A 15,147-nucleotide genomic window follows, 5' to 3' on the forward strand; every position below is an offset into this window, starting at 1 on the left:
CCTCGTCAGCCCGCCGGCTGATTCTTCGCCTGGGCCTCCAGCCTGTGCTGGAGCCGCCAGTTTCGAAAGCCCCAGCTCCGCCAGGCCAGATCCTGACGCTGCTGTTCTACAAGGCGGTCGCGGCGCGACACAAGGCAGCTCTCCGGGTTGCCGGGCCGCAGCAAGATCGCCCTGTCGATGGCGGGCAGCGCCTGCGGCCCAAGCGTCAGGAGATAGTTGATGTCGATCAGCAAGCCGTTGCCCGATGCTTCCCGGCTGTGGGCAACATTGTAGTCGGCGATGAACGCGTCGAAGTTCACGAGTGAGGCAGTGTACAGCACGATCGTTAACGCGATCAGATTAGCGCCGACAAGCCACCGGTTGGAGCGGTCGAGTGCGATGCGGGCCACAATCAGGATCAGCCCCAGCGCCACCAGCCCCATCCAGATGAAGGCCGCGATCCGCCAATAGGTCAGCATGTAGATGTCGACGTAGAGATCGAGGCGGAGGATGGAGGACGCGACGAGAAGGACGTTCTGACCGACCCAGAGATAGACCAGCGGCCGGATCACCTTTGACTTTTCCGCAGGTCCCCCCGGACGCATCGCCACCAGCACGAAGGCGGCTGCGAGCAGGGCGGTCGCGATTAGCGGATAGGCGCCGCGATGGGCGTAGCTGGCATAGGTCATGTCGGCCGGTAGCGCGACATGACCCCAGAGATAGATGCCGTCGAGAATGGATTGAGCCGCGAATAGCAGGTTGAACAGGATCAGCGAGCGCAGGATCGTCGAGGGGCCCAGAAACTCCGCCGAAATGATCGGGGCGACGGGCGGAAGCGGCGGCGGCACGGGGCCATCGGCAACGGTGGTGGCGACAATCGTCTTGCGCCGCCAGCGCACATGGATGAACGGCCAGACCAGCGCCAGCATCAAGGCCCAGAACAGCACGCGCGGGATGCTGATATATTCGAGGATGAGTTTCGGATTGAGCAGGGCCACCCACTGCTCGATTACGGGATTAGCGGCGGCGAACAGTGCGACGAAGACGGTGCCGAGCGCTGCCGGCAGCAGCCAGAGCGCTACGCCGCGGGTGAACGCCGACATGTCGAACACCTGGAACGCATCAAGGAAGAACCTGAAGGGCCCGAGCAGGAAGAAATTGCGCAGCGCGCGGGCGCGCTCAGCGAGCTCGGTCGTATCAGGATTGGTCGCGATCAGAAGCGCAATGGCCAGCGCCATGGTGAGGATCAGGAAGGACAGTGTGTTGAGCTCCTCGACAGCTGGCACGAGGCCGGCGACGAGAATGGCCGCGCCGGTCAGGCCGCGCCGCCAATCCAAGGTCGCATGATTGAAAAGCACCGACCCGACGGCAATCGCGATCGCAAACAGCGTCAGCGACAGCCCGATCCGCTGACCGTAGAACAACCAGTCGGCGAGCGCGGCCAGCACTAGCGCGAGGCCAAGCTTGGCGGGAATGGAGGAATGCCTGATCGGCTGGAGGTCCGCCGCGATCGTCGAAGCCAGGCTCGTCATGTCAAAAAAGACCTTTCGTGATGGGTGGCATCACGAAGTCTGAACGGCGCTTGTGCAGAACACGGGATCATCGTCTGCACGGTTTCAGGAGTCTTTTGCAGTTTTCGTGCAGGCGCGCTTTTGTCTCTCGCGCAGCGTGATTTGCTTTGATAGGTGCGAAGCAATCGCCACTCCCAGCGTGTGACGCATCATGCAATTCCTCAATCGCATCGGTCTCATCCTGCTCTGGCTCGCCGCGCCTGTCGTCGCATTCGCCGCCGCCAACAAGAACGATCCCTATCTGCTCGTGTTGCGCGGAGCCGGAAACATCGCGCTTGTCGTTGCAAGCCTTGTGATCGTTATTGTCCTGCTGCGCAGAGGGGGGTGGCGCACCATCGCCGGCAAGCTGCTTGTCACGCTCTGGTGTCTGCCGCCGCTGCTGATGTCGGCGGCACATCTCAAGTTCGAGCTGCGCAAGCACGATGTCCTCGCCGCCAGCGCTGCCGAGGTGCGTCAGCTCGGGCCGCACTTCATGGTCGGCTATTCCTCCTTTGCCGAGGTTGCGCGCCTTGCCGAGCAAGGCCTGATTGGCGGCGTCTACGTCACTCGGCACAACATCCGTGGACGAACGGTCGAGGCGCTGCGGGCCGAGATTGCGGCGCTTCAGGACAGGCGGCGCTCAGCCGACCTGCCGCCGCTGGTCGTCGCCGCGGACCAGGAGGGCGGCACCGTCGGGCATCTTGCCCCACCGCTGACAAAAGTGCCGGCACTGGCGACGCTCTCCGGGCTCGCCCCTGACGAACAGCAGGCCAAAGCCGAAGAGTACGGCCGTATCCATGGCCGCGAGCTCGCCGGTCTCGGCGTCAACCTCAATCTTGCGCCGGTGCTCGATCTGAAGCCGCCGCAGCGGCGCAACCGTCTCGACTTCCACACGCTGATCAGTCAGCGCGCGATTGCCACTGATCCCGCCGTCGTCAGTGCGATTGCGAGCGCCTATGTCCGCGGGCTGGAAGAGTCAGGCGTCGGCGCCACGCTCAAGCATTTTCCCGGCATCGGCCGCGTGCGCACCGACACGCATCATTTCAGCGCCAGTCTCAACACGCCGGTGAGGGAATTGGAGGTGACCGACTGGCTTCCGTTCCGCGAAGTTCTAGCGCAATCGCACAGCGCGCTCATGGTCGGCCATGTCACGCTCACCGCCGTCGATCCCGATCGTGCCGCCTCGCATTCGAAGCGCGTCGTCCAGGACATCATCCGCGACAAGTGGAATTACCAGGGTGTGGTGATGACTGACGACCTCGTGATGGGCGCGATCTACCAGAACGACGTCTGCAAGGCAGTAGTCGAGGCGATCAACGCCGGCGTCGACCGGCTGCTGGTCGCCTATGACGGCGCACAGTTCTATCGGGTTTTTCAATGTGCGCTGGAGGGATCGCGGCGAGGCAAGCTCGACGCGGCGATGCTGCGCGCGAGCGAGGCGCGGCTGGAGCGAAGCTTTTCGACAGCGGAGGCGCGGACGGTTTCAAGCGTCCGCGTTGTCGACAGGAACTAGCTCTTCGCGAACTGGCGATAGTCCGGCTCGCGGTGAAATCAGAACTCGTAGCCGGTGATGCCCTTCTGCATGGCAACGTCGTGAATCGGCTGGTTGAGCGGAACGACTGGAACGTCGCGCATGCAGAGCGCGATGAAATCCTTCACAGTCTTTTCGTACTCCGCCGCATCCGCGGTAAACCGCGCCTTGTCGATCAGCGCGTCCATGGCCTTGTTCTGGTACGACGAGATGTTGAAGATCGAGTTGTTGCCGTGAAGATTCCAGTAAAAGTAGTACTCGGGGTAATCCAGCCAGCCGCTGAAGCGGTTGAGTGCGAGCGGGAGCTCCTTCTTGTTCAACGTCGTGCGCCAGCTTGCGCCGGGGATCTTGTCGATCGACACCTTGATTCCGATCTTGCCGAGACTCTCCTGGATCAAAATGGCCGTCGGCTCGCCGACCGTGGCCGTGCCCGCATCGAGCGACAGTGTCGTTTCCAGGCCAGCCTCAAATCCCGCCTCTTTCATCAGGGCCTTGGCCTTGTCGAGATCGGTGACGTAAGGAAAGGGTTGCGGCCAGACCGGCTTTGAAACGTCCGCTGGTCCGCCGTACATCGGAACGGCGCGCCCAAAGAACGCGCTGGTCTGGATTTGCTCATAGGGCATTGCCCATGCAATGGCCTGGCGCAGCTTGACGTTATCGAACGGCGGCTTTGCGGTGTTCAGCGCGACGTACCAGAGCGCGTTGGGGATCGGAACGCCCGACACCTTGACCTTGCCTTCCCTGATGATCTGCTCGAAATCGCGAGGCGCAAATCCGCTCGAAAGGTCGGCATCGCCGCGCTCGAGCATGGCGCGGCGTGTGCCGGGCGAAGGCACGTCACGGGCGATCATGCGCTTGATCTTCGGCAAAGGTCCGCTCTTCCAGTCGTCGAAACGCGTCAACACGGTCTCGCTGCCGGGCTTCCAGCTCTCGACCTTGTAGGCACCGCCGCCCGCCTCGTTGTTCTTGAGCCAGGCCAGCGCCCAGGGGTCTTCGGGCGTTGCATTCTTTTTGGCGAGTTCGGAGTTGATGATGAAGGGAACGACGACCGCCACGTTGAACAGCAGCATCTTGTCCTTGCGGACATAGTCGATCCGAAAAGTATGGTCGTCGACGACCACGAACTGCTCGGGCTTTTCCAGCGATCCCGCCGACATCTGAAAGGTCGGAAAACCGCCGACTTTCACCGCGCGGTCGAACGACCATTTGACGTCTTTCGCCGCGACCGGCGTCCCATCGTGAAACCTTGCGTCCTGCCTCAGCTTGAAGGTGCACGACATTCCGTCGGCGGCGACCTCCCAGCTCTCCGCGAGTTCAGGCGCGAGCTTCTCGCGGTCATAAGATGGCGTGCCGTCGGGCAGTGTCTTGGACGCATAGGTCAGGAGGCGATCGTAGCAGTTCCAGGACAGGCCATTCACGGTCTGGTTGGAGCCGACGCCATGCATGTCGAGCGAGTTCGGTCCGAGCTCCTGTACGACCAGCAGGGTCTCCGAGCGTGCCTGTGACCAGGCCAAACGCGGCGCGATCGCCGTCATTCCGGCGACGCTCAGACCGCCGAGGATTACGCTGCGGCGGTTCAAATCAAAAGGTGGCACGCTCATCATTGCCTCTGCGAAAGAGATTTCTCGCATCGAGAGGCAAGGCGCATGCCATCAGCTGCGCTTCATGGCGTCGCATCCCCCTCGAGTCGCGCTCGCAACCGAGATCAACCGGCCTGTTTCAGCTCTTGCACGAGATAGTCGACCAGGGCGCGCACCTTGGTCGAGGGACGCGGACCACCCGGAAAAACGGCGTGCACGTCGATCGGCGCGAGCTTGTAGCTCCTCAGCAGCGGCACCAGCGCGCCGGATTTGATCTCGGGTCCCGCCATCACCGGTGACGTCATGGCGATGCCGAGCCCGGCCAGCACGCTGGCGAACACGCCGGGACCGGAATCGGTATGGATGCGACCGCGCACGTCGACGGAGGTCTCGGTGCCGTTGCGCGTGAAAGACCAGGTGGCGCGGCCGAACAGGCCCGGGCCGAAGATGCAATCATGCGCGGCAAGATCGGCTGGCGTCTTTGGCGTGCCGCGCGCGGCCAGATATGACGGAGAAGCCACAAGCAGTCGCGGCAGCGTTTCGAGCTTGCGTGCGCCGAATGCGGAATCGTCGAGCTCGCCGAGGCGGATGGCGATGTCAGCACCTTCTGCGACCAGGTCCTGCCGTTCGTCGACGACTGACAGCTCGACGCGGAGCAGGGGATGCAGCTCCAGGAATTTCGGCAGGCGCGGGATGACCTGCCGCGTGCCGTAGATGATGGGCATCGCAATGCGCACGGTGCCGCGTAGCGAGTCGATGCCGCGCGCCGCGTCCTCGGCATCCTCGATCTCGGCGAGGATTTCGCGCGCACGTGCCAGGAACAGCGCGCCGGCATCCGTCGCCGTGATCCGGCGTGTGGTTCGTAACAGCAGCTTCACACCAAGCCGTGCCTCCAGCTCGCCGATGATGCGCGACACGGAGGGCTGCGACAGTCCGAGCTCGCGCGCGGCTCGCGAAAAGCTGCCGCTCTCCGCCGCGCGGACGAAGACGGTTAGTTCCTGCAAGCGGTCACTCATTCGAGATACAAATAAATGTTCTCCATATTCGCGGTATACCCCTTTTCCAGCGAATGAGCCAATTAAGTCGGGCCAACACCCAACCGATGGAGTTTCCAATGGCCCTGCAAGACAAGCTCGATGCCTTCAAAGCCGATTTCGAAGGCGGCCGTTTTCCGCTCAAGCCGACCAAGGAAGCGCTCGCCACCATGCACCGCGCCACCGCCGAACTGATCGCGAGTGGGCAGGCGCAGCGCGCGAAGAAGGCCGGCGATGTCGCGCCGGAATTCACGCCGAGGGATCCGGACGGCAAGTCGGTGTCGTCGCGCGACCTGCTCGCGAAGGGACCGCTCGTCCTGTCCTTTTATCGCGGCGTCTGGTGCCCGTATTGTAACCTCGAGCTTCAGGCGTTGCAGGAGGTCCTGCCCGAGATCGCCGCGCGCGGCGCGAGCCTGGTTGCGATCTCGCCGCAGACCGCGCCGAACAGCCGCAAGTCGCAGCGCGATAACAAGCTCTCGTTCCCGATCCTGAGCGACGTCAGGAGCGAGGTGGCCGAGGCCTTCGGCATCCGCTTCGCGTTGCCGGCCGATCTCGTTGCGCTCTACAAGGCCTTCAAGAACGACCTGCCGACCTTCAACGACGATCCGTCATGGGTGCTGCCGATGCCGGCGCGTTACGTCATTGGCCGTGATGGCGTCATCGCCTATGCGGAGGTGAATCCGGACTACACGCACCGGCCCGATCCATCCGACCTGCTGCCGGTGCTGGACCGGTTGCAGGCGGTCAAGGCGGCTTGAGGCCATCTCCTACGGCGTCACTGCGCCGCGTGCGACCGCACGCGGTGCAGTCAGCTCCTTCCACGTCGAGTTCGCGACATGCACCGGCGAGAAGGCCGGCCGTTCGACATAGTGGCCGTCGCCGGCTTCGGCGCGCAGGTTTCCATCCTTCCAGACGACCCGGCCGCGTGACAGCGTCACCGCAGCTCCGCCGGTGCAGGAAAATCCCTCGAACACGTTGTAGTCGATGCGGCTCATCTGCCGCTTCGCGCTGATCGTCTTGGTCGCCTTGGGATCCCAGACCACGAGGTCGGCATCCGAGCCGACGGCGACCGCGCCCTTGCGCGGGTAGATGTTGAGGATGCGGGCGATGTTGGCCGAGGTCACCGCGACGAATTCTTCCTTCGTCAGCCGCCCGGTCGCAACGCCTGCAGTCCATAGCAGGCCAAGCCGGTCTTCGAGGCCGCCGGTGCCGTTCGGGATCTTGCGGAAGTCGTCGCGGCCGAACCGCTTCTGTTCGGTCGTGAAGGCGCAGTGGTCGGTCGCGACCACCTGGAGCGAGCCGGATTGCAGGCCGGCCCACAGGCTGTCCTGATGCGACTTGTCGCGGAACGGCGGCGACATCACGCGCTGCGCGGAATGGTCCCAGTCCTTGCTGGCATATTCGCCGGCATCGAGCAGCAGATGCTGGATCAGCGGCTCGCCATAGACGCGCTTGCCGGCGGCGCGCGCCCGTGCGATCGCTTCGTGCGCTTCGCGGCAGCTAGTGTGCACGATGTAAACAGGCGTTCCCGTCATGTCGGCGATCATGATGGCGCGGTTGGTGGCTTCACCTTCGACCTCCGGCGGCCGCGAATAGGCGTGGCCTTCGGGGCCGGTGATGCCGCGCGCGATTAGCGCCTCCTGCATCAGCGCGACGACGTCGCCGTTCTCGGCGTGCACCACGGGCATGGCGCCGAGATGGGCGCAGCGCGCGAACGAGTTGTAGAGCTCGTCATCGTTCACCATCAGCGCGCCCTTGTAGGCCATGAAATGCTTGAAGGTGTTGATGCCGTAGGTTTTGACCACGGTCTCCATCTCGTCGAAAATCTGCTTCGACCATGACGTCACCGCCATGTGGAAACCGTAGTCGCTGGCCGCCTTCTCGGATTTGTGCCGCCACTCCTGATACGCTGCGAGCATCGACTGGCCGGGATCGGGCAGGCAGAAATCCACCACCATGGTGGTGCCGCCGGTCAGCGCCGCCTTGGTGCCGGATTCGAAATCATCGGCGGTGACCGTGCCCATGAACGGCATTTCGAGATGGGTATGCGGATCGATGCCGCCCGGCATCACGAAGCAGCCGCCGGCGTCCATCATTTCAGTGCCGGTCGGCGTATCGATCGATGCGCCGATCGCGACGATGGTGTCTCCGTCGACCAGCACGTCCGCACGGCGTGAATGATCATGATTGACGACAGTGCCGCCGCGAATGAGGAGGGGCATGGGGGGACTCCGGGGAAGAAGACTGAACGGCGATCGCCGTCGCGCAAAGCTTAGAGTCGCGGCCGAGGCTTCGACAGGTGAAATTTTAGTCAGTTGCTGGTGATGATTGTGCTGCATCCGCGATGGCGCTGCGGGTCCTCTCCTGGAAGCGGGGGAGGTGACTCGCGGTTACCGCGCGGGCACCACCAATCCCAGCAGCGTGGCGCGCACCAGCGCGGCGATCTCGTTGCGCAACGCCGGCAGCGGAACTGCGACAAGCTTCTGCTCCAGCCCCAGCGCCACCATGCCATGCACCGCCGAGAACAGGCTGCGCGCGGTAATGCCGAGCTCGTCCGGGCTGCGGTCAGGAAACAGCGCGGCAAGAGGCCTGTAGATGTGGCGGAACAACTCCATCTGCTCGCTGATCGCCCAATCGGGCACGATTTTGCCGCGCTCCATGCGGTGCTCGAACAGCGCGCGCCAGAGCTCGAGATTTTCCGCGGCGAAATCGCAATAGGCGATGGCGATGCGGATCAGCGTCTCCTGCGGCGAGGCGGCACCTGCACCCTCGGCGCCGGTCAGCGCCTCGTCGAGCCGGCGCAGGGTGCGCGAGCCGACACGCAGGATCAGCTCGTCCACATCGGCCACCAGATTATAGACCGCGCCATTGGCACAGCCGATCTCGCGGGCGAGATCCCGGGTTTTCAGGCCTGCCAATCCCTTCTCGGCGATCATCCCTTCCGCCGCCAGGATGAGGGCTTCCCTGAGTTTCTTTCGTCGTTCCAAAGCTTTAGACATTTTTAACCAAAATTTTTGAGCGACGCTCAAATTTCTCTTGAGCGATGCTCAAGATATGCTACAAAGCATCCGTGAGCAATGCTCATAACAGGGAGTAGCCAATGTTCAAGACCGTAATGACACTCTTCCGCGGTAGCGTGGCCGCTGCTGGCGAGGAGCTGGAAGACCGGACGGCGCTTCTGATCCTGGATCAGCAGATGCGCGACGCGGCCGCCGCCGTCGAGCGCAGCAAGCGGACGCTGGCGCTGGCCATTGCCCAGGACCAGCAGGAGGGCCGGAGGCTCGAGGCGACCTGCGCCCGCATCTCCGATCTCGAGACGCGTGCCACGGCAGCACTCGATGGCGGCCGCGAGGACCTCGCGAAAGAGGCCGCCGAAGCGATCGCGGGCCTCGAGGCTGATCGTGATGCGGCGATGACCGCACGCGCGCTGTTCGCGAGCGAGATCGCCCGGCTGAAGCGGCAGGTCGCGAGCGCGCAGGCCCGCATCACCGAGCTCGATCGCGGCCGTCGCCTCGCCCGTGCATCGGAGGCGGTGCGCTCGCTTCGCCGCAGCGGCATCGAGGTGGCGCGGCCTTACGAGTCCACGCTGCCGGAAGCCGAGAATACGCTGAAGCGCCTGCGCGAACGGCAGATCGAGGCGCAGGCCGCGGACGATGCGCTGGTCGAGCTGGATGCGGCCACCGGTCCGCTCGCCACCGCCGAGAAGCTTGCCGAGCAGGGCTTTGGCCCCCGGCTCAAGACGACCGCGGACGACGTGCTGGCGCGGTTGAAGTCCAAGCGCACGCCGACTGACTGAACCTAACGATCATCATTCACCTCAACGCCAAGCAACAGGAGACCATCATGAACCCGACCACCCCGTCCCACAGCCCCGCCTGGATCACCTTCACCTACGTCTCGTTCGCCGCGTCCGCCTTCATGGTCGGCCTCGGCATCTTCTTCCTGCCGCTGGATTTTTCGATCAAGGGCTACCTCGCCATGGGCTTCCTGATGCTGGTGCAGTCCTGCATCACCATGACCAAGACGATGCGCGACAATCACGAGAGCAATCGCCTGGTGAACCGCATCGAGGACGCCAAGGCCGAGCGCCTGCTGATGGAGGTCGAGCGCGGCCCGCGGGCGGCGTAACGCTACGCTTATCCAGCTCTATCCGGGTGGCGGATGCCGAGGCATCCGCCACCTCGTGTTGCCTGCGCCGGCTTGTCGCAACAGCAACAGTTCCTTTACCCTGCAACCGCCGCACGAGGTTGTGCTCATCGCTCCTTAACAGCCTCGCGCGAAGAACCGTCCCGATCACGAGCAGGCGGCATGGCAGCTTTCGGGAATGGACGAAACTGGGGGCAAGTCCGGCAGAGCGTCGGCCGGCTGCGCGGCTATGTCGCGTTCTGGCTCAAGGCGCTCGCCCAGCCGAGCATCGATCTCAGCTTGCGCACCCATCCCGGGCATGTGACCCGGATCGTCGAGAGTCCGGGGCTATCGTTGCCGCAAGATGAGCTCGACAAGCTGATCGCGCAGCTCCGCGAGGTCGCGGCCAAGACGCTGCCGGCCGATGAGCTGACCTACGGCATCTTCTCGGGCGAGCGCGAGCGCCTGTCCCGCGCCATCGTCACGCTGATCTCCGAGGAGGACGGCGGACGTCCGATCGCGTTCAACGCGCTGTCGGTGATGCAGGTCGAACTCGACGGCGCGCCCGTCGACGTCATCCATCTCGGGCTGGTGATGGTCGATCCCGATGCGCGCGGGCAGGGACTGTCCTGGGTGCTCTACGGTCTGACCACGCTCGTGCTGTTTCTGCGTGACGGCCTGCGTCCGCGCTGGATATCCAACGTCACCCAGGTGCCGGCGGTGGTCGGCATGGTCTGCGAGACCTTCTCCGACGTCTATCCCTCGCCGCGCTCCGAGGCGCGGCAAAGCTTTGCCCATCTCCAGCTCGGCCGTGACATCATGGGTCAGCATCGCGGCGTGTTCGGCGTCGGCGATGATGCCGGCTTCGACGAAAACCGCTTCGTGATCACGGATGCCTATACCGGCGGCTCCGATGCGCTCAAGAAGACGTTTGCCCAAGCGCCACAGCATCGCGACGCGCAATATGCCGAGTTCTGCGCCCGCGAGCTCAACTACGACCGCGGCGATGATTTCCTCCAGATCGGCCGGATCGATCTTGCGGCGGCGCGCGCCTATCTGTTCGAGCAGGTGCCGAACCGTTCGCTGCCCGGGTTGCTCGTCGCGTCCCTGATTCTCGCCCTGCAACGGCTGGTGCTGCCGGTGATCTATTGGCTCGACGACACCAGGGCCTTTGGCACGCTGCGGCCTCGGCAGGAGAACGGCCGATGAGCTCGGCGGTCATCGCCAATGCGATCGTCAATCTCTGCGGCGCGATCGGGCTTGCTGTCGCCATGCTCGCGCTCCATCGCCGCGATGCGCGCAGTCCGCTGACCCGGCGCCTGCTGGTCGCGCTCGGCATCGTCGCGGTGCTGTTCCTCATGCGCGCCACGGCGTGGCTGACCGGAAGCTCCGTGATCGACGACCTCTCGGCGATTCCGGCGGCTGCAATTCCGTTCGGTGCGCTGATCGTCACCGAAGGCATGCTGCGGCGGCACGCACCGCGCGCCCTCAAGATCGCCGTGATCGCCGGGGTCATCGTGCTGGGTTTCGCCGGCGCGTTTTGGCTTGGCCATTTCGACATGCCGTACGCGATTGCGCTGGCGCTGTTTCAGCTCGGCGGCTTCGCGGCCTGCGCCTGGCTGCTCGCTACGCGCGACCGTCATTCCCTGATGGCATCGGAAAACCGCAGCATCGAGCGCATGATCATCGGCGCCGTCATCGTGCTGCCGTTCATCGTCACGGATTTCCACGCGTTGATGCCGGACATGCCGGTCAGGCTCGGTGCCCTCGGTGCGTTGCTGGTGGTCACCGCCGTCCTGATCGCCGGCTCGAGCAGCGAAGCGCGCTGGCACGGCGTGCTCCTGACCGCGTTGCGGCTCGCAAGCTCGGCCCTGCTCGGCCTCGCCGCGGCCTTTGTCGCGCCCGATGTCGACGCCGCCCAGGCCGCGCGCTTCTGCGCCATCGCCGTATCGGGCGTGCTGACCATCGGACTGATGACGGATACGCTGCGGGCTTACCTGGAGTCAGGCGCGCCGGGCGTGCTGAGCTCGGTCGCGATCTCACCGGCAAGCACGCGCGATCAGCTCATTGCGGAGCTGCTGCACCATCCCCTGTTCGAGAGCGCGCAGCGCTACCATGAAGAGGATCTTGCGGCCTACGATCCGCTGTTGCTGCGCAACCGGCTGGCCACGCATCGTGTGCTGCGGCGGTCGGATGCGCCCTGGGGACATCCGCCGACCGATCCGGCCGTGGAGCGGCTGGTGTCGCTGATGGCGGCCGGTAGCGCGACGCACCTCGTCGTGCTCTCGTCCGATCCGGTCGATATCCTGGTGCTGGCAGTTCCCGTGATCTCCGCCGATCCCGCCACCGAGACCGCAATCGCGCTGGTGCAGCGGATCCTGATCATGACGGATGACCCTGGTGCAACGGTGTAAAGTGCAGTCTTGCCGATTGTGATTTCGACGCAGGTGCGATAAGGCTCGCCCGCATTCATGGCGGAGATGAGCTTTGTCGAAACAATCCTTGCGCGAGGAGGCCGAGCGCCTGATCCGCGAGACGATGGAAAAGAAGAACATCGTCGTCAAGCAGGGCGCGACCCGCATCGAGGCGGTCTGCGGCAAGTGCGGCGCGCCGAACCGGGTGCAGGCCCCCAAAGGTCAGACCCGCGTCAAGTTCACCTGCAAGCAGTGTGGGCACGAGCAAGAGACGCTGTAGGCCGTTCCGTCTAGCTGCCTTTCACGAACCTCGCAAACGCCTCCGCATAATCCGGATGCCAGCGCGACAGCGCGGGCCGGTTCTCCACGATGTCGCCGGCCGCCCACAGCATGCGCTTCTCGTCGAGTTCGCGCGGCACGTCGTTGTCCGGGCAGAGGATGTAGAAGTCGCCGGCCTCTAGCCGCGTCATCATGAAATCGACCGTCTGCTCCGGCGTCCAGGCGCCTGCAGGCTTTTCGGTGCGGCCGCGCGCGGTGAGCCCGGTGAAGACGAATCCCGGGATCAGGAGATGTGCGGTGATGCGGCAGTCTTTCGTGTTCCGCAATTCGTGCTGGAGTGCCTCGGTGAACGCCTTCACGCCGGCCTTCGAGACGTTGTAGGCGGGATCGCCCGGCGGCGTGGTGATGCCCTGCTTCGAGCCGGTGTTGATGATGAGGCCGGCCTTGCCGCGCGCGATCATGCCGGGTGAAAAGATGCGTGCGCCGTTGATGATGCCCCACATGTTGACGGCGATGATGCGCTGCCAATTGTCTGATACGCCGAACATCGTGCTGCCCGGCTGGATGCCGGCATTGTTCATTAGCACGTCCGTTCCGCCAAAGCGCTTTCGTACGGCTGCTTCCAGTTCCATCACGCTCTCGGGCTGGCTGACATCGACCACCGTGGCCATCACATGATCGGCCCCACCGGGCGCGATCGATGACAGTTTTGTTTCCGCCTGCGTCAGCCGTACCGAATCGACATCGACGATGCAGACCTTCATGCCGCGCCTTGCAAATTGTTCCGCGGCGGCTAGCCCGATGCCGGACGCGCCACCCGTTATCACGGCAACGTTATTGGCTGACAAGGCAGGGTGCGGCATGGGGATACTCCGGATCACGGTGCGCGGGGGTGAGAGCAGGCTCGACCTATAGCACGGCAATCCTGCGACCATGCACAAGTCGGCATGGGAGGTCTTCGTTCCGCACCGGCTTTACGCCCATTCGGCACCGCTGTATTTTCGCCGACCTAACGATCCCGCCCAGATCGAACCCAATCAACGACGTCAGAGGGAGTGCAGCCATGGCTGTGTCGCAGGCTATTCCGATCACGCGCCATCCGTTCGCCAACGGGTCCTACAAGCAGATGCTGATCGACGGCAAATGGGTCGATGCGGCCTCTAGCAAGCGCTTCGAGACCCGCAACCCCGCGACGGGCGAGCTACTCGCAACCGTCGCCGAGGGCGACAAGGAAGACATCGATCGTGCGGTCGCGGCCGCGCGCCGCGCCTTCGAGGGGCCCTGGAGCAAAGTCAAGCCGTTCGAGCGGCAGAACCTGCTGCTCAAGCTCGCCGACCTCATCGAGAAGAATTTCGACGAATTGGCGCAGCTCGACACGCTCGACATGGGCGCGCCCGTTAGCCGCACCCGCTCCTACAAGCTGCGCGTGCTCGGCATGCTGCGCTACTACGCGGGGCAGACGACCGCGATCCATGGCGAGACCATCGAAAACTCGCTGCCGGGCGAGATCTTCTCCTACACGCTGAAGGAGCCGGTCGGCGTCGTCGGCGCCATCATTCCCTGGAACGGCCCGTTCACCGCGACGATCTGGAAGATCGGCCCCGCGATCGCGACCGGCTGCACCGTGGTGCTGAAGCCCGCGGAGGAAGCGCCGCTGACCTCGCTGCGCATCGCCGAGCTTGCGATGGAAGCGGGCGTGCCGCCCGGCGTCATCAACGTCGTCCCGGGCTATGGCGAGACCGCCGGCGCGGCGCTCGCCTCGCATCACGACGTCGACAAGGTCGCCTTCACCGGCTCGCACGTCACCGGTCAGTCGATCATCCGCGCCTCGGCCGGCAATCTGAAGCGCGTCTCGCTCGAACTCGGCGGCAAGTCGCCGGACATCGTGTTCGCCGACGCTGACCTCGATGCCGCCGTGCCGGGCGCGGCGATGGCGGTGTTCGCCAATTCCGGGCAGATCTGCAGCGCCGGCACGCGGCTGTTCGTCGAGCAGGCGATCTATGACGAGTTCGTCGGCCGCGTCGCCGAGTTCGGCAAGAAGCTGCAAGTCGGCAACGGCCTCGATCCAAACACCCAGATCGGCCCGCTCGTTTCCGAGCAGCAGCTCGAGCGCGTCACCGGCTATCTCGATGTCGGCCAGAAGGAAGGCGCCAAGGCGCTCGTCGGCGGCGGCCGTGTGACTGAGGGCGCGCTTGCGAAGGGCTACTTCGTCTCGCCGACCGTGTTCGCAGGCGTGCAGGACAACATGCGCATCGCGCAGGAGGAGATCTTCGGTCCCGTGATCTCCGCGATCGCCTTCAACGACATGGATGAGCTCGTCAAGCGCGCCAATGCGACGATGTTCGGCCTCGGCTCGGGCCTGTGGACCCGTGACGTCAGCAAGGCGCATCATGTTGCGAAGTCGCTGCGGGCCGGCTCGGTGTGGGTCAATTGCTACCAGGCGATGGACCCGGCCGTGCCCTTCGGCGGCTACAAGATGAGCGGCTATGGCCGCGAATCCGGCAAGCAGCACGTCGAGGAATATCTCAACGTGAAGGCCGTCTGGATCAAGACGGCGTAATGTTCATTCCCCTCCCGCTTCCGGCGGGAGGAGAATTTTCCCTTTGCGGGGCGGCTCCTTTTGCGGCGGCCGCCCCTTGTTATATGATCCGCGTC

At 64.3% G+C, this 15,147-nt stretch carries 14 protein-coding genes; 8 read left to right on the forward strand and 6 right to left on the reverse strand.

Annotated elements, in window-relative coordinates; genetic code table 11:
• Positions 1-5: 5 nt before the first annotated feature.
• On the reverse strand, positions 6-1,511 hold the full coding sequence (locus QQL28_RS17965) for a DUF4153 domain-containing protein (RefSeq protein WP_284267393.1): 1,506 nt from the start codon (positions 1,509-1,511) through the stop codon (positions 6-8).
• 190 nt (positions 1,512-1,701) lie between these two features.
• On the opposite strand from QQL28_RS17965, the gene QQL28_RS17970 reads away from it, so the two are divergent.
• Entirely contained in the window at positions 1,702-3,042 is a 1,341-nt protein-coding gene (locus QQL28_RS17970; protein ID WP_284267394.1) for a glycoside hydrolase family 3 N-terminal domain-containing protein, read from the forward strand.
• A 38-nt stretch (positions 3,043-3,080) separates the two neighbouring features.
• Here QQL28_RS17970 and QQL28_RS17975 read toward each other — a convergent pair whose 3' ends face one another.
• Complete coding sequence (locus tag QQL28_RS17975; protein ID WP_284267395.1) at positions 3,081-4,661, reverse strand: ABC transporter substrate-binding protein; 1,581 nt, start codon at positions 4,659-4,661, stop codon at positions 3,081-3,083.
• Between the two features lie 104 nt (positions 4,662-4,765).
• On the reverse strand, positions 4,766-5,644 hold the full coding sequence (locus QQL28_RS17980; RefSeq protein ID WP_284267396.1) for a LysR family transcriptional regulator: 879 nt from the start codon (positions 5,642-5,644) through the stop codon (positions 4,766-4,768).
• A 110-nt stretch (positions 5,645-5,754) separates the two neighbouring features.
• On the opposite strand from QQL28_RS17980, the gene QQL28_RS17985 reads away from it, so the two are divergent.
• Positions 5,755-6,432 (forward strand): peroxiredoxin-like family protein, encoded by a 678-nt coding sequence (locus tag QQL28_RS17985; protein ID WP_284267397.1) that lies wholly within the window; start codon positions 5,755-5,757, stop codon positions 6,430-6,432.
• A 9-nt stretch (positions 6,433-6,441) separates the two neighbouring features.
• Here the strand turns inward: QQL28_RS17985 and hydA are convergent, their stop codons facing one another.
• Both hydA and QQL28_RS17995 read right to left on the reverse strand, forming a co-directional pair.
• Complete coding sequence (gene hydA / locus QQL28_RS17990; RefSeq protein ID WP_284267398.1) at positions 6,442-7,896, reverse strand: dihydropyrimidinase; 1,455 nt, start codon at positions 7,894-7,896, stop codon at positions 6,442-6,444.
• Positions 7,897-8,064: 168 nt separating this feature from the next.
• On the reverse strand, positions 8,065-8,673 hold the full coding sequence (locus QQL28_RS17995; protein WP_284267399.1) for a TetR/AcrR family transcriptional regulator: 609 nt from the start codon (positions 8,671-8,673) through the stop codon (positions 8,065-8,067).
• A gap of 101 nt (positions 8,674-8,774) precedes the next feature.
• Between QQL28_RS17995 and QQL28_RS18000 the strand changes: the two genes are divergently transcribed.
• The 5 genes from QQL28_RS18000 (at position 8,775) to QQL28_RS18020 (ending at position 12,493) form a co-directional block, all read left to right on the forward strand.
• Entirely contained in the window at positions 8,775-9,470 is a 696-nt protein-coding gene (locus tag QQL28_RS18000; RefSeq protein WP_284267400.1) for a PspA/IM30 family protein, read from the forward strand.
• Between the two features lie 47 nt (positions 9,471-9,517).
• Positions 9,518-9,802, forward strand: coding sequence for a YiaA/YiaB family inner membrane protein (locus tag QQL28_RS18005; protein ID WP_284267401.1), 285 nt, complete (start codon positions 9,518-9,520; stop codon positions 9,800-9,802).
• A gap of 180 nt (positions 9,803-9,982) precedes the next feature.
• Complete coding sequence (locus QQL28_RS18010) at positions 9,983-11,008, forward strand: hypothetical protein (RefSeq protein WP_284267402.1); 1,026 nt, start codon at positions 9,983-9,985, stop codon at positions 11,006-11,008.
• Positions 11,005-12,213 (forward strand): hypothetical protein, encoded by a 1,209-nt coding sequence (locus QQL28_RS18015; RefSeq protein WP_284267403.1) that lies wholly within the window; start codon positions 11,005-11,007, stop codon positions 12,211-12,213. The genes QQL28_RS18010 and QQL28_RS18015 overlap by 4 nt, the downstream gene beginning before the upstream one ends.
• A 73-nt stretch (positions 12,214-12,286) precedes the next feature.
• Positions 12,287-12,493, forward strand: coding sequence for a hypothetical protein (locus tag QQL28_RS18020; protein ID WP_284267404.1), 207 nt, complete (start codon positions 12,287-12,289; stop codon positions 12,491-12,493).
• A 10-nt stretch (positions 12,494-12,503) separates the two neighbouring features.
• Here QQL28_RS18020 and QQL28_RS18025 read toward each other — a convergent pair whose 3' ends face one another.
• Positions 12,504-13,355, reverse strand: a complete 852-nt coding sequence (locus QQL28_RS18025; RefSeq protein WP_284267405.1) for an SDR family NAD(P)-dependent oxidoreductase — start codon at positions 13,353-13,355, stop codon at positions 12,504-12,506.
• 200 nt (positions 13,356-13,555) lie between these two features.
• On the opposite strand from QQL28_RS18025, the gene QQL28_RS18030 reads away from it, so the two are divergent.
• Positions 13,556-15,052 (forward strand): aldehyde dehydrogenase family protein, encoded by a 1,497-nt coding sequence (locus tag QQL28_RS18030; protein WP_284267406.1) that lies wholly within the window; start codon positions 13,556-13,558, stop codon positions 15,050-15,052.
• Positions 15,053-15,147: the final 95 nt, after the last annotated feature.

This window comes from Bradyrhizobium iriomotense (assembly GCF_030160715.1).
In the GTDB taxonomy this organism is placed as follows: domain Bacteria; phylum Pseudomonadota; class Alphaproteobacteria; order Rhizobiales; family Xanthobacteraceae; genus Bradyrhizobium; species Bradyrhizobium iriomotense.